The sequence below is a fragment of the Parabacteroides acidifaciens genome, assembly GCF_003363715.1.
Classification (GTDB): domain Bacteria; phylum Bacteroidota; class Bacteroidia; order Bacteroidales; family Tannerellaceae; genus Parabacteroides; species Parabacteroides acidifaciens.
This window is the reverse complement of the sequence record NZ_QREV01000040.1, coordinates 26,989-47,259: the sequence shown is the minus strand read 5'-3', so window position 1 is coordinate 47,259 and position 20,271 is coordinate 26,989. Positions and strand designations below refer to the sequence as shown.

Genomic DNA, 20,271 nt, shown 5'->3' with positions numbered 1-20,271 from the left:
TGCAGGTTTAAAACTTATGCCTATTTTTGTACCTGAAATATGACGAATCTAAACGTACGTTTTCGTTAGTCATTCTACCCGCCATCAATAATTCACTATACATCAATTATTTACAACTGATTTTTACCTGTTTTTCACGCGAAAATCCGACGATTCTTCCGCTCCCCGACTTTCTTTTATCAGCTTGTTTGTCAATACTTTATATTTTTAAAGATTCTTCAAGATTAAGGCCGTTTCCGGGCGCTTTTTAAGAAATGCGGGCAGCTTTGTCTATTTTTGTTAATCGCAAGCACTTCGGTTTAATTATTTTAAGACACAATCTTCAAGATCCCGTTGCCCTTTTATGCGCAGCCTGACTTTTTCAGAGCGGCAGGCATACCTTACAGACTTCCGCCTTTTGTAGCAGATATACGCTTGGTCTTTCCTTCAATACCGCCATTCAAGGGCTCTATTCACCTCCCGGATAAAAAGCGCCACAAGGGAGCTAATTTCCTTCAGCCCCATCCTTATTCCCTTCGACTCCCACGCGATCCTTGTTCGACCCTCGTCAGACAGCTGTTCGACCCGGGTGGGACAGCTGTCCGACGAAGGTCAAACAACTGTCCGACCCGGGTCGAACAAGGATTGCATGGGAGTCCATACCAATTAGGATAAGGGTCTATGCTTATTTACTCCTTCATGGCCAAAAAGAAGACCGCGGACAGGGAGAAAGAGACAAAACTTTTCGGAAGCCGGAAAGAAGATTATCCTATATAATTACTATCTTTGCACCCTGTAAGCGAGGGATATCCTTTGTTATCCCTTGTACGAACGAATACCATTAATAAATCGACGATATGATTCTATTCTTTCAATCTCCTACAAAGACGGTGTTAGCTGTGGAGGCTGCACACGCTTTCTCTCCTGAAGATGTAGAAAAATTAGTTTGGGCGTTTAGCGAGGCAAAACCTCTCCAGGCTGAAACGCTGGAAGGCTGGTACGTGGGACCGCGCCGGGAAATGATTACCCCCTGGAGTACGAATGCTGTGGAAATCACCCAGAATATGGGGCTCACAGGCATCGCACGCATCGAGGAATACTTCCCCGTTTCATCGGGCGAAGCCGAACACGACCCGATGTTGCAACGCATCTACAACGGTCTGAACCAGGACATCTTCACGATCAGTAAACAACCGGACCCGATTGTCTATATCGAAGATATCGCCGCCTACAACAAGCAGGAAGGACTGGCGTTGAGCGACGAAGAAGTAGCTTACCTCAACGAAGTGAGCCAGAAGTTAGAACGCCGGCTGACCGACAGCGAAGTGTACGGCTTCGCACAGGTAAACTCGGAACACTGCCGCCACAAGATCTTCGGTGGTACGTTCATCATCGACGGAGAAGAGAAAGAAAGCTCCCTCTTTAACCTGATTAAGAAAACATCGGCGGAGAACCCGAACAAGTTAGTTTCCGCCTATAAAGATAACGTGGCGTTCAACGAAGGCCCGGTGATCGAACAGTTTGCCCCGGCAAGCGGCGACAAACCTGATTTCTATGAAGTGAAGGAAATCAAATCGGTTATCTCGCTGAAAGCCGAAACGCACAACTTCCCGACAACCGTCGAGCCGTTCAACGGCGCTGCAACGGGTTCGGGCGGTGAGATACGAGACCGTCTGGGTGGTGGTAAGGCTTCGCTTCCGATTGCCGGAACGGCTGTTTACATGACCGCTTACCCGCGTACCGAAGGGGCCCGCGAATGGGAAAAGATCCTCGACCCGCGTCCCTGGTTGTACCAGACTCCGGAACAGATTCTGATCAAGGCGTCGAACGGTGCTTCCGATTTCGGTAACAAGTTCGGACAACCGCTGATCTGCGGTTCGGTACTGACATTCGAACATGAAGAAAACAACAAGAAATATGCGTACGACAAGGTGATCATGCTTGCCGGCGGTGTGGGTTATGCCAATATGCGCGACGCGCTGAAGGGTGATCCCGAACCGGGCGAAAAGGTCGTGCTGTTAGGTGGTGACAACTACCGCATCGGTATGGGCGGCGGCGCCGTTTCGTCGGTAAACACGGGCCAGTACACCAGCGGTATCGAGCTGAACGCCGTACAGCGTGCCAATCCGGAAATGCAGAAACGAGTTTCCAACGTAATCCGTGCCATTGCCGAGTCGGACAACAACCCGGTCATCTCTATCCACGACCACGGCGCAGGCGGCCACCTGAACTGTCTGTCCGAACTGGTGGAAGCTACCGGAGGACATATCGACATGAGCCAGTTGCCTGTCGGCGACCCGACGCTTTCCGCCAAGGAAATTGTGGGTAACGAAAGCCAGGAACGTATGGGCTTGCTGATGAAGGAAGAGGATGTTGCCCGCGTACGACGCATTGCCGACCGCGAACGCTCTCCGATGTATGTCGTAGGTGAAACGACCAACGACATGAAGTTTGTCTTCGAACAGGCCGACGGCGTGAAACCGATCGACATCAAACTCGAATATATGTTCGGTAAGCCGCCGAGAACGATCATGAAGGACCATACGGTTGAAGAGACCTACGCTCCGGTGGTTTACAAGGAATCCGAACTGCATCACTATCTGGAAAACGTGCTTCAGCTGGAAGCTGTGGCATGCAAGGACTGGTTGACCAACAAGGTGGACCGTTCCGTGACAGGCAAGATCGCCCGCCAGCAGTGCCAGGGCGAGTTGCAGTTGCCGCTGAGCGACCTGGGTGCCGTAGCGCTGGACTACCGTGGAAAAGCGGGTATCGCTACTTCCATCGGTCACGCTCCGCAGGTGGCAATGGTCGACCCGGCTGCCGGTTCGGTTATGGCAATCGCAGAATCATTGACGAACATCGTCTTCGCTCCGCTGGCCGACAAGCTGGCTGGTGTTTCCTTGAGTGCCAACTGGATGTGGCCGTGCCGCAACGAAGGAGAAGACGCCCGCCTCTACACGGCTGTTCAGGCGGCATCTGACTTTGCCTGTGCCTTAGGCATCAATATCCCGACAGGCAAAGACTCTTTGTCGATGACGCAGAAGTATGGCGACGACAAGGTGATCGCTCCGGGTACGGTTATCATTTCGGCAGGTGCAGAGGTGAGCGACATCCGCAAGATCGTTTCTCCGGTATTGGCGCACGAAAAGAATTCTTACATATATTATATAGACTTCTCGTTCGACACGATGAAGTTGGGCGGTTCCGCTCTTGCACAGGTGTTGAACAAGTTAGGCAACGAAGTGCCGACCGTAAAGGACAGCGAATATTTCGCCGATGCGTTCAACGCAGTCCAGGATGCAATCGAAAAGGGCCTGATCCTGGCCGGACACGATATCTCGGCCGGCGGTATGATCACGACATTGCTCGAGATGTGTTTCGCCAACGTCGAAGGCGGTCTGGAAGTAAATTTAGACAAGCTGTCCGAACAGGATATCGTCAAGATCCTGTTTGCCGAAAACCCGGGTATCCTGGTTCAGGTGAAAGACAAGAAAGCGTTCGAGAAGCTGATGGAAGAAGCAGGCGTAGGCTTTGCCGCTATCGCCAAGCCGACCAGCGAACGCCATATCCTAATTTCCAAAGAAGGCATCCAGTATCATTTCGGCATCGACTATATGCGTGACGTCTGGTACGAATCGTCTTACAAGCTGGATATCAAGCAGAGCGGCAGCGTTTGTGCAGGTAATCGCTTCGAAAACTATAAGATGCAGCCGCTGGAATTCAAATATCCGAAAGGCTTCACCGGCAAGCTGTCTGCTTACGGCCTGACAGCCGACCGCAAAGGCCAGAGCGGAATCCGTGCCGCTGTCATCCGTGAAAAGGGTTGCCAGTGCGAACGCGAGACTTCTTATGCCCTGTATCTGGCGGGCTTCGATGTGAAAGACGTTCACATGACCGACTTGGCTTCCGGCCGCGAGACGCTGGAAGATGTCAACATGATCGTCTTCTGCGGTGGTTTCTCCAACTCCGATGTCTTGGGCTCTGCCAAAGGATGGGCCGGCGGTTTCTTATATAACGAGAAGGCGAAGAAGGCATTGGATAACTTCTATGCACGTCCCGACACGCTGAGTTTAGGTATCTGTAACGGTTGCCAGCTGATGGCCGAGTTAGGCGTGGTTTATCCGGAGCATGAAAAGAAACATAAGATGTTGCACAACGATTCGCACAAGCTCGAATCGAACTTCATCACGGTCGAGATTCCGAAGAACCATTCGGTTATGTTCGGCTCGATGAGCGGTTTGAAGTTGGGTATCTGGATCACGCACGGAGAAGGCAAGTTCTCTTTCCCGTACGAAGAAAAGGAATACCACATCGCACTGAAGTACAACTACGAAGGCTATCCCGCCAACCCGAACGGTTCGCCCTGGTCGGTTGCCGGTGTTTGCTCGCACGACGGCCGCCACATGGCCATGATGCCTCACCTGGAACGCGCCATGTTCCCCTGGCAGTGCGGTTACTATCCGGAAGATCGCCGCAATAGCGACGAAGTCACTCCCTGGATCGAAGGTTTCGTGAATGCGCGGAAGTGGATTGAAGAGCACAAGAAATAATATTTCAATGAAAAGTCGCGTTATAATATAGCGCGACTTTTTTTATTTAAGAAAGGTTGTTTATCTATTAATCATTAAAACATCATCCATTATGAAGAAGATTGCTTTATTGTTGTTTCTGTTTGTCACTTTACAGATTAGTGCACAAGAAGTTCATTTCCTCCCGAAGGTCGGATTGAATCTGGCCACCATGACAAACAGTGACGGGGGAAACATGAAACCGGGACTAAACATCGGTGTCGCAGCAGAGTTTCTTATTAATCCCCAATTTGCTATCGAACCGGGCATTTACTATTCCATGCAAGGTATAAAAGTATCAGAAAGTGGAGCTACAGCGAAATTCAAAAATGATTATCTGAATATTCCGATTTATGCAAAAGCCTACTTATATGAAGGGCTTTACGCTTTTGCCGGTCCTCAGTTCGGCTTTCTGGTCGGTTCCAAGATTTCCGCATCCGAGGGCAAGGTCAGTGGTTCCGTTAAGACAAAAGACTTATACAATAAAGTAGATGTTGCTTTAGGTCTCGGACTTGGTTATCAGTTTAGTTCCGGCTTATTGGTCTCCATGAACTATAATATCGGACTCACCAATATACTCTCGGACGATGGTATGAATCTCGGAGGAGAAAATATAAACTGGGGAGGAGAAAAATCCCGCAACGGTGTACTTCAGATCAATCTTGGCTGGAAGTTCTGATTTCACTCCGGAGAATAAGAGTAAGCCAAAAGACCCCTTACATTCTAAACAAGAGGTGTAGTTCTCAATAGACTGCACCTCTTGTTTATTATATCCGGCTATTAATTTGTTCCCTTCACTTTAATGTCTATCTTCGCAACGTAAATATAAACCTTTACTAAAATTTACGACAAATGGAAGAATTACAAGTTATCCAGAACAAGATTTATGAGATCAGAGGTTACAAAGTCATGTTAGATTTCGATTTAGCTGAGCTCTATGGAGTTGAAACAGCTCAATTAAAACGTTCTGTTCGACGTAATATGAAACGATTTGAAGGGGATGATTTTATGTTTGAGTTAACTCGGGAGGAACTTTCAAGATGCCATTTTGGCATCTTGAACAAAGGAAGAGGTTTTAACATTAAGTATTTGCCTTTTGCTTTTACAGAATTAGGTGTAGCGATGCTCAGTAGTGTTCTTAAATCCGATATTGCCATTGAAATCAATAGAGGGATTATGCGTGCATTCGTACTCATCAGACAATTCCCCATTCAATCAAAAGAAAATGATTTCACCCTACTCCAAAATGAAGTAAAAGAACTCAAAGAATATATCGAAGAAGCTTTTGCCGATTACAACGACATCAACGACGACACCCGTATGCAGTTGGAACTGATTAACCAAACACTGGCTGAATTGCAAAGTAAAAAGAGCTTGAATGACAAACCAAGACCAAAAATTGGCTTTGTAAAATAGAATCTCTATCTTAGTAACATAAATATAAACCTTTACTAAAATTCACAATAGATGGAAGAATTACAAGTTATCCAAAGCAAGATTTATGAAATCAGAGGGTACAAAGTTATGCTGGATTTTGATCTGGCTGAAATGTACCAAGTAGAAACTAAACGATTGAAAGAAGCTGTCAGGCGAAACATGGAACGTTTTGAAGGAGAAGATTTTATGTTTGAACTCAGTAAAGAGGAAGTCATTGAACTTTCAAGGTCGCAAATTGCGACCTTGAACAAATGAAGAGGCTACAATTTCAAATATGCTCCTTTTGCTTTCACCGAATTTGGAGTTGCCATGCTGAGCGGTGTCCTTAATTCTAAATTAGCAATTGAAACCAATCGGAGTATCATTCGTGCTTTTGTTGCCATGCGACAACTTATGATTAGTCCGCCCATAGATAAATTCACCCTACTCCAAAATGAAGTAAAAGAACTCAAAGAATATATCGAAGAAGTCTTTGCCGATTACAACGACATCAATGACGACACCCGCATGCAGTTGGAACTGATTAACCAAACGCTGGCTGAATTGCAAAGTAAAAAGAGCTTGAATGACAAACCAAGACCAAAAATTGGCTTTGTGAAATAGAATCTCTATCTTCGCGCTCAAATCATAAAACACATATAAGAATGAAAAAGTCGCTATTCATACTTGCTGTAGCAAGCCTGCTGTCAGGCTTCATTTCCTGTTCCGACAAACAAGGAATACCAAATCAGGATAAACCAGCTCTGATTCCCGCTCCGCAAGAGATTACATTAAAGAATGATTTTTTCAGCCTTACACGCCGTGCCGCAATCACGCTCGACTCATCCAATCCGGAACTGCTAAAGATTGCGCATTACCTGAATAGCAAGACAGCTCCCGCTACCGGTTTCGAAATACCGGTTGAGAAACACGGGAACATCAAATTCGAGCTGGCAGACGATACAACGCTCGGAGCAGAAGGCTATCACCTGCTGGTCAAACATGGCGACATCCTCATTACCGCACACCAGCCTGCCGGAATCTTCTACGGTGTGCAGACCCTGTTGCAAATGCTTCCCCCACAGATAAAGAGCGACCGGAAACAAGAAGACTTCGACTGGACGATCCCATGCGCCGACATCACCGACAAACCGCAGTTTGCCTGGCGCGGACTGATGCTGGACGTCAGCCGGCACTGGTTCACCAAAGAGGAAGTGAAGAAATATATCGACCAACTGGCCGAATACAAGATGAATGTCTTCCACTGGCATCTGACCGACGACCAGGGCTGGCGCCTGGAAATAAAATCATTACCCCGTCTGACGGAGGTAGGTGCCTGGCGTGCGCCCCGTGTAGGACAATGGTGGCAACGCGAGAAGCAGTTGCCCGGCGAAGAGGCGACTTACGGAGGCTTCTACACGCAAGATGACGTGAAAGAGGTGCTGGCCTACGCGGCAGAACGGTATGTGCGCGTCATTCCGGAAATAGATGTTCCGGGACATAGCCTCGCTGCTCTTGTCGCCTATCCCGAACTGGCCTGTATGAAAGCGCCTGAGACTGTCGGCGTAGGAAATAAATTCTACGGAGAAGACGAGAACACGCTTTGCGTCGGCAAAGAAACCACCTTCGAGTTTATGGACAAGGTATTGACGGAAGTCGCCGCCCTTTTCCCGGACGAATATGTCCATATCGGCGGGGATGAATGTTTCAAAGGTTTCTGGCACAAATGCCCGCGCTGCCAGGCCCGTATGAAAGCGGAGAACCTGAAAGACGAAAACGAATTGCAGAGCTATTTTATCCACCGCATGGAAAGCCTGTTGAAAGAGAAAGGGAAAAAGCTGATCGGCTGGGATGAAATCATCGAAGGCGGACTGGCTCCCGATGCCACTGTCATGAGTTGGCGCGGCATGGAAGGCGGTATCAAATCGGCCAAAGCCGGTCATCATGTGATTATGACACCGGCCGAACATTGCTACATCGACCTTTGGCAGGGCGAGCCGTCCGTAGAGCCGGACACCTACTCCATGTGCCGCCTGAAAGACTCTTACAGTTTCAACCCGGTTCCCGACGGCGTACCGGCAGAAATGATATTAGGCGGACAAGGCAATCTTTGGGCTGAATCGGTCCCGACTTTCCACCATGCCGAATATATGACCTGGCCACGCGGGTGGGCTCTTGCCGAAGTACTCTGGACCGGACCGGAGAAGGCGAACTGGGACCTGTTCTGGCCACGTGTCGAACAGCATTTCCTGCGTGCGGATGAAGCACAAATTAAATATGCCCGTAGCATGTATAACGCTATTGTTACACCCCGCTATACGGAGGACGGCTCATTGGAAATCGCACTGGACAGCGAACCGGGCAATCTTGACATCTACTATACATTCGACAATACAGACCCAGACAACTTCACACCCAAGTATGAAGCTCCGCTCCGCGTTCCTAAGAACGCGACCTGGCTGCGTGTCGTCACCTACCGGGACAATCGCCCGATAGGCAAAGTTATTACATTAACGATTAAGGAGTTGGAGAAACGGGCGGAAGATACCCGCCGTGTCATCGGCAACCTGTAACAGAAATGTAATATGTATGTCGTAAATGTGAAACAGCATTCTTGTTCCTTTGCACCGTAAATTAGAACAATAAATTATCATTTTCCAAAAGAACAAAGAATGAAATTAGCAAATATCACAGTGCTTGCCCTGTTAGCCCTGCTTCCGTTAGCCATGCTGGCACAGGAAGCACCGGAGATGGAAAAGCTGAACGCCCGTGTAGATTCATTGGCAGAAGAGACAACGACACTGGGCAACCTGGTCCAAAAACTCAATAAGTTCAAAGTATCCGCGTATATACAGGGACAATTCCAATATGGACAGGAAGATGCGACCTTGAAGGTGGGCGACAAAAACGAGCATACAGATAAAGGCTTCAACCGCTTCGGCATCCGGCGCGGACGATTGAAATTTGAATATAATGACGGTATCGGAACCGGCGCCGTGCAGCTCGAAGCCAACGATAAAGGCGTCAGCTTCCGCGATCTGTATATCGGTATCAAAGATCCCTGGACCAAACGCAGCCAATTGATGGCCGGTGTGTTCAACCGCCCTTTCGGTCATGAAATCGGTTACTCTACCAGTGGCCTCGAATCGCCCGAACGTGCAACAATCATCCAGTATTTCTTCCCCGACGAACGCGACTTAGGTGCCATGCTGACACTCCGCGCAAATAAGACAAGCCCTCTTGCCTTCCTCCGCCTGGACGCAGGTCTCTTCGCCGGTAACAGTATTAACCGTGAGACTGACAGCCGGAAAGACTTCATCGGCCACCTCGGAGCAGAGAAAGAAATCGGCAACTGGGCGAAATGGGGATTAGGCCTCTCCTACTACAACGGCGGTGTCTACAATCCGACTACGACTGCTTACGAGCTTCAAGGTAAACAATTCGTCGAAATCGACAAAGGCGAAACCGGTACCTACATGAAGCGGGAGTATATCGGCATGGATGCACAATTCTCCTTCCATAGTTCCTGGGGTATCACAACCCTCCGGGGTGAAGGATTATTAGGAACACAACCCGGCATTGCCGGCAGCAGCAAAAGTCCGAACACCGGGACACGTCCGGAAAACCTGCCGGAAAACTCGCTGTTCAAACGTCCCTTCATCGGTTATTTCTTCTATCTGGTACAGGACATCGGAGCATCTCCTTTCTCTGCTGTATTGAAATATGACGCTTATGATCCCAACACCAAACTGAAAGGGAACGAGATCGGTGTCGAAAACAGTTTCACCTCAAAGACAGACCTTGCCCAAAGTACCCTGGGCGTCGGGGCTCTCTATCGTTTCAACAAACACATCCGCGTACAAGCTTACTACGAATTTAACTTTAACGAAAAGAGCGACTTCGTGAAAGACTATGAAAAAGACCGGAAAGATAACGTCTTCACGCTTCGCCTGCAATATAAGTTTTAATACAAACGTAACATCTGTTTCATACCCTTGCAACACCTCTGTAGTTACTTTGCATACAGAAATTTAATTCATATTTAGCGAAATGAAAAAGACGATTATCCTGGCAGCCATGGCCGCCTGTTTGTTTACATCAAATGTATTTGCACAGAAAATCAAAGGAAGTGACACCTGCCTGCCGCTCAGCCAGACAGAAGCAGAGAACTTCATGAACAAAAATAAATCAGCTAAAATAACAGTGACCGGCGGTGGTTCCGGTGTCGGTATTTCAGCGTTGATGGAAGGGACGACCGATATTGCCATGTCTTCCCGTAAAATGAAGTTCGACGAGAAAGTCAAACTGCAGGAAGCAAAGAAGAACACGAAAGAAGTGGTTATCGCTTACGATGCATTGGCTGTAGTCGTGCACCCGTCCAATAAAGTGTCCAACCTGACCCGCGAGCAACTGGAAGGAATCTTCACCGGAAAGATCAAAAACTGGAAAGAAGTGGGCGGCGCCGACATGAAAATCGTGGCCTATTCACGCGAAACCTCTTCCGGCACTTACGAGTTCTTCAAGGAAAGCGTTCTGAAGAACAAGAACTATATGAACGGCATCCTCAGTATGCCCGCAACCGGAGCTATCATCCAGTCTGTCAGTCAGACAAAAGGAGCAATCGGCTATGTCGGCCTGGCCTACGTAAATAAAGAGGTAAAACCGATCCATGTATCGTATGATGCAGGCAAATCATTTACCGAACCGTCTTTCGAGAACGCAAAGAACAAAACTTATCCGATCGTCCGTCCGCTTTTCTACTACTACGAAGTGAAAAACGAAGGTAAAGTAAAACCGTTTATCGATTATATTCTTTCTTCAGAAGGGCAGGCAACAGTGAAACAAGTCGGTTATATACCGGTCAAATAAGTTAAATAATGCAAGTCAACCCAGGACAGAGCCACACTCTGTCCTTTTTTATTCCCGCGAAGCCTTGATGCACATAATTTACAGATTTGTGCAATATTATTGGTGCTTTTTGCACATTCTTTGGTTAAATATGCTACCTTTGTCCCAATATCTTTTATAAACATATTTTTTAGTCACATGAAGACATTAACAATTGGGGATCTTAAGGCCCGCATTCCAATCATCCAAGGTGGAATGGGCGTAGGAATCTCTCTTTCCGGCTTAGCCTCAGCCGTTGCAAATGAAGGTGGGATTGGCGTTATCTCCGCTGCCGGTCTCGGACTCTTATATAAAAAGCTTTCTCCCAACTACACAGAAGCCGGAAATCTCGGTCTTGCAGCTGAAATACGGAAAGCCCGCGAAAAAGCAAAAGGCATCATCGGCGTGAACGTGATGGTTGCCCTCTCTGATTTTGCCGAACTGGTTAAAACCAGTATCGCAGAAAAGGTAGACATTATCTTCAGTGGAGCAGGCTTGCCCCTGGACTTACCTTCATTCCTGAAGAAAGACAGCGTGACGAAGCTGGTACCCATCGTATCGAGCGCACGTGCCACCCGCATCATCTGCGAGAAATGGAAAAACAACTACGACTACCTCCCCGATGCAATCGTGCTGGAAGGCCCGAAAGCAGGCGGACACTTAGGCTATAAGGAAAACCAGTTGGAAGACGAGCACTTCTCGTTGGAAGAACTGCTACCCCAAGTAGTAGAAGAAGTATCCCACTTCGAAGAAAAATATAACAAGAGAATCCCGGTAATTGCAGCAGGAGGCATTTATACGGGTGAAGATATCAAACGTGTGATGGACCTTGGAGCATCAGGCGTTCAGTTAGGTACCCGTTTCGTTCCCACCACCGAGTGCGACGCTTCCGAGGCTTTCAAGGAAAGCTATGTAAAAGCGGAAGAAAAGGACATCGAGATCATCAAAAGTCCGGTCGGCATGCCAGGTAGAGCGATACACAGCACTTTCTTGCAGAAGGTGAAAGAAGGTCTGAAACAGCCGAAGAGCTGCCCTTTCAACTGCATCAAGACTTGCGATATTTCGAGAAGCCCCTATTGCATCATTGCAGCTTTGTACAACGCATTCAAAGGCAATTTCGAAAACGGTTACGCGTTTGCCGGCAGCAACGCCTGGCGAACAACCCGGATCATGTCGGTAAAGGAAACGATCAACGAACTGATCAATGACTGGAAAGCAAAAGAGTAATATCTGATATTCCTTACAATGTAAAAAGGGCGTCCCGTGATGGATGCCCTTTTTGCGTTATCTATAGGTGCCGCCACCGCTCAGGCGAATCTTTGTGCAACTAACGGGTAAATATCGGTCTTCTATTGCATGTCACAGCTGTATTCTTTTCATGTCACAATTGTCTTCCTTCTATGTTACAGTTGGAGTTCTTTTGTTTCACGGCTGTAACATGAATAGCAGGTAGGTGTGGAAGGAGCACACATCCCGCATCGTTCATTCTATCTGCCGGGTTGTTCTTTCCTATACGGCACTATACTGCAATACCATTCCGCAGGCGATCTTGGCGAGTCAGGACCTTCACGCTTGTTTAAAGAAATAGTGAACCTGTAAATGATGATTTATCCAGAATTAAAAATCCCCGACAGTATCATAACCGCCGGGGATTCTTTTGGGTCTGCATTCACTCTTCACAGAGGAAATGTCAGAAGAACTTTTTCATTTCATTACTTTAGTATTAATACGGTCACTTGTTCACCCATCGCAGGTTACTTGAAACAATGAAGTTCCGCGTGATCTTATTTAGAATTATTTGATTATAAATTCTTACTTAACAATTGCTTTAACAGCTTCTTCACCATCAACGGCAACGATAACCATTCCGGCAGGAACTGCGATTGTTGCATCATCAGATGTGATAACTGTGTTAGCTACTACCTGACCTAAGATATTGGTGATCACAACCTTCTTGCCTTCGGCACCTGATACCCGTACGGCACCAACCTTAGCAATCACGTTTACACCTTCAACCGAGATCACTTCATTATCCGTAGCAATATCATCCTTAGAACCTTCTTCTACATTGAAGATCAGGGCGTCGTCGCCACCGGTCTTAGCATTTGCGAATGTAGATTCTGCAGGATCAGACATTACCAAGCAACCATTCTGCATCTTCAACCAAGAAGCTCTTTCCGGAGCAATCTGCGGTTGATCTGTATGAGCCATCGATTCGAACAGGAACGAACGGCTTGATTCTACTTCGTCAGCTGCGATAGTCGGATCGATGAAGCGGAATGACCAAGTGTAATACTTGTGGGCGTCACCCTTCAGGTTCTTGATATAATAACCCGTACCGTTAGCAATACCGCCTTTCTTCGTATTAGCTGCGATAATAGCTGCGATGTCTACGTTTTCTGTCTTAACACCGGCGAACTGGTCGATCAACAGATACAAGCTGTCACCAATATGAAGAGCATCCACGAAACCAACGCGGTTATACTTACCCCACATGTAGTTATTATTAGCTGTAGAGTCGGCGAAGTTCACCAGGTAGTGACCTCTTTCGTAACCTTCTACGTCAACATACTTATCATGGATACAGTTTTCAGGAGCTTCATGTCCGGCTTCGATTTCTGCCTGACAGATCGGGCACGGAATCTTGATTGTGGTAGTCTTAGCAGGTTCACGATCGATCGATACCAGATACTGCGGTTTGATATAACCCAGACCACGTTCAACCCAAACTGAATCTACATAGAATGACTTGCCATCTACTGCTTTTTCAGCACCGTCAATTCCAAGGAAGTTGATTCCGGCGAACATGAAGTTCGGGTTCACTTCCATCTGCAGGTATTCGTTACGATACTTTTCGATGAAGCGCAGCGTGTCGGCAGCATCACCTTCGTTACCTTCAAGAGCTAAAGAGTTGAAGCGGCGATACAATGGTTGTTCAGCCAGACCGATAGAGAATGCAGAAGTACGAGCTTCGCAACCACACTGGTACTGCAGGATTGCATTATAGGATTGATCGGCGACACCGACTTTGATACACATCGGATAATATTCAGATTCTTCACCTGCATCTACAGCAAACCTGTTAGACCGATCCATACTAACGAAATCTGCGACTTCACTTACGACTCCTCTTCCTTCTTCAGAAGCCAGAACAAACGCATAATAATGCTTTTTGTTATAATGGTTATTTTCCTTGAAGTAGAATGGAGTCGGTTTTTCCAAGTTAGAAGAGATCACAACACGGCCATCCAAATTCATTCCATCATAATTATAATCATTCTGAATACCGGCATAAGCCTTCTTTCCGTTTGCATCCATTCTATATATATAATACGGTGCTCTTTCCAACTGAGCCAAAGCCGGGATTCTGGCCTTCAATTCTTTCGAAACCAAAATACCATATTCTTCCGTATCATAACCTAATTCGCTCACTGGCTCAATGCCGAAGAATACTTCAGCGTCATTCAAGACGTTCAACACAGAGTCTCCACCCAGGATATTTACATAATTGTTTTCAGAGAACGGAGTGTAATAGTTGAATGCGTAGTTAGAGATCATCAGCTCTTCTTTACTCATATATCTGTAACCCAGGTTCGGATCAGAGATGATTTCATCTGCAACCTTTTCGAATGTCAACGTCAGCTTTTCATCTCCATTATAGAAATAGAGGCTGCCGTCCTCATCTTTATACAATTGTACAGTACCCCAAGACCAAGCAGTAGGATATTCGCGGTTGACAAACTCAATAGGAGAAGTCGAAGCTGCATATTCAGAAGTCTTCGTCTTCGTAATTATCCACTGGTATGCCGGCATATGAGAGACATCCTGTACGGGTTCGTCGATTGATGACCAGCCAGAGGTATAGTAACAATCAGCACTAATAGGCACTGCAAAATACTGGCCTTTAGCGTTACGGATTGTATAAACACCGTCTGCTAAAGAGACTTTATCACTTTCTACAACTTGGCAACCTTTATAACCGAAAGAAATATCAGTTTCTTTCTTGTCGTTGATAGTTATAATACGTACTTGATCTTTAATCAGATCCTGAACTGTAACAAAGTTATTCTCACCTTTAGTTTCAACTCCATCTGCAACTTCCGGCAATATTGTTGTTTCTTCTCCTTCTTCATCTGCTACCCAATGAGAACCATCAACAGCTTCGTCCACATAATTCAAAGCTTCAGCAACCTGGATTACCAAACTGTCTTTAGAAGGATAATAAGAAAATGCAAATTTATATTGTCCTTCGATAGAGGATCTACTAATAGAATCTGCCGGAGATGTGGGTTTTGTACCAGCACCACTTGCCTGAAGTTTAGCATATTTCAAGTTATCCCAGAAGAAAGCGCGGAATTTTTCACCACTGGCATTTACGATTGAAGTATCAACACGCAAATAAGAGCTGTCTCCATTAAGGATATAGACATAATCGTCATCACTATCAATAGCTTCAGCAAAGAACTTACCTACATTTTTTCCATTAAAAGGATTAGGCACATCAACCTTTGTTCCCATTTCGTCCGGATTGAATGTCAGGGCTACCCCATTTTTAGCAGACTGCAGTCCGAAATAAGTGTTAATTTCGTTTGCTCCCAAACGGATTACATCTGCTTCAACCAACGTGAATTTAGTCAATGCCACACCATCTGCATCCTCTGCATCAGCATAAGCATCAGATGCACCCATTTTCTTGATTAAAATCTTGTTTGACTCATCCTTAACAAGACCTATTACAGAGTCTGGTTTGATATAAGAATAGAGAGTTCTTTCAGGCTGCAAATTAGCAGTGTACTGGGTAGAGAATGCCCAACCGGAAATTTCACCGCCAACAAATGTAGAGTCAGCATCGAGATCAGTAACAGTAGCAACATTTTTTTCAAGGCCTTCCAACAGAGTTCCTGCATACTGAATATCCAAACGCTGCCCCGTTGCCTTGTTTGTAAAATCAAAGATAGGAGCTTTACCAGAACCTTCTTCAGTTACTTCAACACACCATAAGGAGTTTGCCAGGTTAACAGAAGCAATATCGTCTTCCAAAAACAAAGCGCCATTTTCCGACATAGATAAATAGCCTGTACCCTCACCCAAATCAACCTCCAACTGATACAACTTATCACTTGTTTTCGTCAAAGATGTGACCGGAGTGGTCGCACCAGCAGACACCGCCCCGAAGAGAGCGATCCCCGCCAAAAAAGTAGAAATCTTTTTGTTCATAACTAAACATTTAAATTAATAATACTAATATTGAAATCTTGTTCTAAACTTTTATTTGGTTAGGTTCTGTAAAATGACGAGCGAAAACGATCCTTTTTTTTAGTCATTTTTCGGGGGTAGTCGGGGGTTCGTCAGCTAAAAGAGCAGATTCGTACTCTGTAAGCTATCTTACTGATAAGAAAGCAGATATAATTGCAAAATTATTTTGGAAAAGAATTGCATGTTTCAAACTTATGCGTATTTTTGTGTCGATTTAATGACGAAAACAAAGGATCGTTTTTTTTCGTCATTTATTTTATGCCCCCTCATCTCCTATAATTCAAAGCTTACATATTCTAAAAATTGCCTCAAAAGTCCACTTCCGATATACGGAATATCTTTATCCGATCAAATTGCGACGGCTCTTATTTTTCAGGCTATTACTTAAAAATGCCTTAGCATTCTGAAACGACTGTAAAACATGCAAAAATCGACCAAGAATCGGTCTCTACAGAAGATTCGCGAAAAACGGCGTTATTTTTCCTTTTGCATCTTAACATCTATAAAGAAATGCCGATTTCGGATAAAAAGAAGAAATCCCCGGCGGCATTGCTACCGTCGGGGATTCTTTTTTGTCTGTATTCTCTCTTCACAGAGAAAATAATCAGAAGAACTTTTTCATTTCATTACTAGTATTAATACGGCCACTTGTTCGCCTGTCGCAGGTTACTTGGAAAACGAAATTCCACGTGGTCAAATATTTAGAATTATTTGATTATAAATCGTAATGTTATTTCTTACTTAACAATAGCCTTAACAGCTTCTTCGCCTTCAACAGCAACTACAACCATTCCCGCAGGAACAGCGATCGTTGCATCGCTTGAAGTGATAACTGTGTTAGCAACAACCTGACCCAGAATATTGGTGATAACAACCTTCTTGCCTTCAGCACCTGAAACTCTGACAGCACCAACCTTGGCAATCACGTTTACACCTTCAACCGAGATAACTTCATTATCCGTTGCGATGTCGTCCTTTGAACCTTCTTCTACATTAAAGATCAGGGCATCGTCACCACCGGTCTTAGCATTTGCAAATGTAGAAGCTGCCGGATCAGACATTACCAAGCAACCATTCTGCATCTTCAACCAGGAAGCTCTTTCCGGAGCGATCTTCGGTTGACCTGTATGAGCCATAGATTCGAACAGGAACGAACGGCTGGACTCTACTTCGTCAGCAGCGATAGTCGGATCGATGAAGCGGAATGACCAAGTATAATACTTGTGAGCGTCACCTTTCAAGTTCTTGATATAATAACCGGAACCGTCAACGATACCACCTTTCTTCTTATTAGCCTCATAGATAGTCGCAAGATCAACATCTTCAGTCTTAATACCTGCGAATTGGTCAATCAGCAGATACAAGCTGTCACCGATGTGAAGTGCATCCACGAAACCTACACGGTTATATTTACCCCACTTGTAACTGTTAGCAGTAGAATCTGCGAAATTCACCAGATAATGACCTCTTTCGTAACCTTCTACATCAACATACTTGTCATGGATACAGTTTTCAGGAGCGGGACGTCCGGCTTCGATTTCTGCCTGACAGATCGGACACGGGATCTTGATTGTGGTAGTCTTAGCAGGCTCACGATCGATCGATACCAGATACTGCGGCTTGATATAACCCAAACCACGTTCAACCCATACTGAATCAACATAGAATGATTTACCATCCTTAGCTTTGTCAGCACCATCGATTCCGAGGAAGTTGATTCCATCAAACATGAAGTTCGGGTTTACTTCCATCTGCAAGTATTCGTTACGATACTTTTCGATGAAGCGCAGCGTGTCAGCAGCATCACCTTCGTTACCTTCAAGTGCCAAAGAGTTGAAGCGACGATACAGCGGCTGTTCGGAGATACCGATTGCAAATGCAGAAGTACGAGCTTCACAACCACACTGGAACTGAAGGATAGCGTTGGAAGACTGATCGGCTACACCGACTTTGACACACAGAGGATAATATTGTGAATTTGCACCTGCATCATTATTAAATGATTGAGGGAACATCAATCTCTTGTTCGCCAAAATGAATGCATAATAATGCTCTCCTTTATAATGGTTGTTTTCCTTGAAATAGAACGGAGTCTTGTAGTCCATATAAGGAGAAGCAACTACGTATTCATCATAATTACCATATGCATAAGTCGTTTCGTTCTGATAACCGATATAAGCTTTTTTACCGTCTGCCGTCATTGTATAGAGATAATACGGAGCTCTTTCCAACTGAGCCAAAGCAGGGATTCTTTTCTTCAAATCTGCATTTACTTCAATACCGTAAGCTTCTGCTTTATAACCTAAATCAGCTACCGGTTCGATACCAAAGAATTTCTCTGCATCATTTTTCACATTCAAGACAGTATCTCCTGCCAGAATATTCAGATAATTGTTTTCAGACAACGCATTGAAATAATTGAATGCATAATTAGAGATCATCAGTTCTTCTTCACTCATATACTTGTAACCCAGATTCGGATTGGAGATGATTTCATCCGAAAGCTTAGTATAAGTAAAGGTTGCCTTCACTCCACTACCAAGATCGAAATAAAGACTTCCATCTTCGTCTTTATAGAGTTGTCCAGGACCATATCCACTCAAAACTTCAGGATATTCGCGGTTCACCAAAGCAACAGGAGAAGTCGGAGCGAATAAATCAGAAGTCTTCGTTTTTGTGATAACCCACTGGTATGCCGGCATATGAGAAACATCCTGTACGTCAGCATCGATAGTAGTCCAGCCAACTGCATATTCACCATCACCACCATTTCCGCAATCAGCAGTGATAGGCACTCCTAAATACTGGCCTTTAGAGTTACGGATCGTATAAACACCTTCATCCAAAGAAGTCTTATTAGATTCTATAACTGCACAACCCTTGAAGCCTAATGAGATATTGGTTTCTTTCACATCGCGTACGGTCACGATACGGACTTCATCCTGTGCAATCAGGTCCTGAACAGTGACATAGTTTCTGTCATAGTTGCCATTATTCATAGTTGATCTAACTCCATCTCTGAAATAGCCAGATGCACCAGGTTGATAAGTAACTCGATTCACTTGAATTACTAATGAATCTCTTGAAGGATAGTAAGTGAACCTGAAGGCTCCTTGTCTACTCCAGTAGCTATCAGCTTTCAATGAATCAAGAGGAGTTGCATGCGAACCTTTCTTTTCAACATAATTAAACGCCAGGAACTTGGCACCACTTTCGTTTGTATAAGCCGTATCAACGTACAAGGCTGCACCGTCACTCTTTCTTACTATATTAACGTAGGTCTGATTTCCATAAATGCCATCATAATCAGAAGCCAGGAAAGCAACATCGCTAAACGGATTTTCCAATGTAGTATTGTGTCTGTCCGGCTCGAAAGTCAGCTTAACACCTGCATCAACACTCTGCTGACCCAGTTTCGTATTGATTTGTTTAGCATTCAATTGCACAGAAGGCGCTTCCCGCAAAGAGACCTGCATGAAGTCTGTTCTTGACAAATCGCTCGCTTTGATTTTCAACAAATTAATTTGATTACCTTGCCCCAGAACAAAACCTACAACAGAGTCGGTTTTAAAATAAGAGAACAGCGGTTTATTATTTTCGACCCCTGTTTCAAAAATGTTGGAAAAAGCCCAACCACCAACTTCACCACCTAAAGTCGGGGCAGTGTTGGTCCTTGTATTCGCACCGGTAAACTCTTCCATAGTGATGTCCAAGTAAGCACCTTCACCCTTGTTCAGGAAATCATACTTTGGAGTTTGGCCCTGGTCTTCCACCATAACAGTGACACACCATAAAGTGCTTGCTACATTATCTGCATTTGTATTGTTGGCAATGACCAATTTGCCTTCTTCATTTACAGATAAAACACCTATTGAACCACCATTTTGCCCGCGAACTGCCAGTTGGTACAAATTTTCATTTTTCCCCTCTTGCAGTTTGATGTCAGTATTCACAGATTGTCCAGGTCGCCCAGGTTGCTGCGCATTTGCAGACATTGCCCCCAAGAGGGCAATCCCCGCCAAAAAAGTAGAAAACTTTTTGTTCATAACTAAACATTTAAATTAATAATACTATAAAATTGAAATCTCGTTCTAAACTTTTATTTGGTTAGGTTGTGTAAAATGACGAGGGAAAACGTTCCTTTTTTTTAGTCATTTTTCGGGGG

The 20,271-nt window shown here is 45.3% G+C and carries 9 protein-coding genes and 1 pseudogene; 8 read left to right on the top strand and 2 right to left on the bottom strand.

The annotated features are described in order from the left end of the window. The first annotated feature begins 836 nt into the window (after window positions 1-836). The 8 genes and pseudogenes from purL to DWU89_RS14740 all read left to right on the top strand — a co-directional run bounded on the left by purL (window position 837) and on the right by DWU89_RS14740 (window position 12,077). The gene (gene purL, locus DWU89_RS14780) at window positions 837-4,529 is read left to right on the top strand and encodes a phosphoribosylformylglycinamidine synthase (protein ID WP_115500406.1); all 3,693 of its coding nucleotides are present in this window, start codon (window positions 837-839) and stop codon (window positions 4,527-4,529) included. Window positions 4,530-4,620: 91 nt separating this feature from the next. After that, window positions 4,621-5,226 carry a porin family protein gene (locus DWU89_RS14775; RefSeq protein WP_115500405.1) on the top strand — a complete coding sequence of 202 codons (606 nt, stop codon included), beginning with the start codon at window positions 4,621-4,623 and terminating at the stop codon, window positions 5,224-5,226. Between the two features lie 173 nt (window positions 5,227-5,399). Further along, window positions 5,400-5,963: an ORF6N domain-containing protein gene (locus tag DWU89_RS14770; protein WP_115500404.1), complete on the top strand. Its 564-nt coding sequence runs from the start codon at window positions 5,400-5,402 to the stop codon at window positions 5,961-5,963. 51 nt (window positions 5,964-6,014) lie between these two features. After that, window positions 6,015-6,587 (top strand): annotated as a pseudogene (locus DWU89_RS14765) (ORF6N domain-containing protein). A gap of 41 nt (window positions 6,588-6,628) precedes the next feature. Continuing rightward, window positions 6,629-8,536, top strand: coding sequence for a beta-N-acetylhexosaminidase (locus tag DWU89_RS14760; protein ID WP_115500403.1), 1,908 nt, complete (start codon window positions 6,629-6,631; stop codon window positions 8,534-8,536). 99 nt (window positions 8,537-8,635) lie between these two features. Continuing rightward, window positions 8,636-9,931: a porin family protein gene (locus DWU89_RS14755; protein WP_115500402.1), complete on the top strand. Its 1,296-nt coding sequence runs from the start codon at window positions 8,636-8,638 to the stop codon at window positions 9,929-9,931. 82 nt (window positions 9,932-10,013) lie between these two features. Beyond that, window positions 10,014-10,832, top strand: a complete 819-nt coding sequence (locus DWU89_RS14750; RefSeq protein ID WP_115500401.1) for a phosphate ABC transporter substrate-binding protein — start codon at window positions 10,014-10,016, stop codon at window positions 10,830-10,832. A gap of 177 nt (window positions 10,833-11,009) precedes the next feature. Beyond that, window positions 11,010-12,077 (top strand): NAD(P)H-dependent flavin oxidoreductase, encoded by a 1,068-nt coding sequence (locus tag DWU89_RS14740; RefSeq protein WP_115500399.1) that lies wholly within the window; start codon window positions 11,010-11,012, stop codon window positions 12,075-12,077. 585 nt (window positions 12,078-12,662) lie between these two features. On the opposite strand, the gene DWU89_RS14735 is transcribed toward DWU89_RS14740, so the two are convergent. Both DWU89_RS14735 and DWU89_RS14730 read right to left on the bottom strand, forming a co-directional pair. Next, complete coding sequence (locus tag DWU89_RS14735) at window positions 12,663-16,067, bottom strand: DUF6383 domain-containing protein (RefSeq protein ID WP_115500398.1); 3,405 nt, start codon at window positions 16,065-16,067, stop codon at window positions 12,663-12,665. 776 nt (window positions 16,068-16,843) lie between these two features. Beyond that, complete coding sequence (locus DWU89_RS14730; RefSeq protein ID WP_115500397.1) at window positions 16,844-20,152, bottom strand: DUF6383 domain-containing protein; 3,309 nt, start codon at window positions 20,150-20,152, stop codon at window positions 16,844-16,846. Window positions 20,153-20,271: the final 119 nt, after the last annotated feature.

What these genes read in the sequence shown, in the direction of transcription:
- DWU89_RS14730 (WP_115500397.1), bottom strand. Translation starts at nt 20,152, where the DNA reads ATGAACAAAAAGTTTTCTACTTTTTTGGCGGGGATTGCCCTCTTGGGG.
- DWU89_RS14775 (WP_115500405.1), top strand. Translation starts at nt 4,621, where the DNA reads ATGAAGAAGATTGCTTTATTGTTGTTTCTGTTTGTCACTTTACAGATT.
- DWU89_RS14740 (WP_115500399.1), top strand. Translation starts at nt 11,010, where the DNA reads ATGAAGACATTAACAATTGGGGATCTTAAGGCCCGCATTCCAATCATC.
- DWU89_RS14735 (WP_115500398.1), bottom strand. Translation starts at nt 16,067, where the DNA reads ATGAACAAAAAGATTTCTACTTTTTTGGCGGGGATCGCTCTCTTCGGG.
- DWU89_RS14750 (WP_115500401.1), top strand. Translation starts at nt 10,014, where the DNA reads ATGAAAAAGACGATTATCCTGGCAGCCATGGCCGCCTGTTTGTTTACA.
- DWU89_RS14760 (WP_115500403.1), top strand. Translation starts at nt 6,629, where the DNA reads ATGAAAAAGTCGCTATTCATACTTGCTGTAGCAAGCCTGCTGTCAGGC.
- DWU89_RS14755 (WP_115500402.1), top strand. Translation starts at nt 8,636, where the DNA reads ATGAAATTAGCAAATATCACAGTGCTTGCCCTGTTAGCCCTGCTTCCG.
- purL (WP_115500406.1), top strand. Translation starts at nt 837, where the DNA reads ATGATTCTATTCTTTCAATCTCCTACAAAGACGGTGTTAGCTGTGGAG.
- DWU89_RS14770 (WP_115500404.1), top strand. Translation starts at nt 5,400, where the DNA reads ATGGAAGAATTACAAGTTATCCAGAACAAGATTTATGAGATCAGAGGT.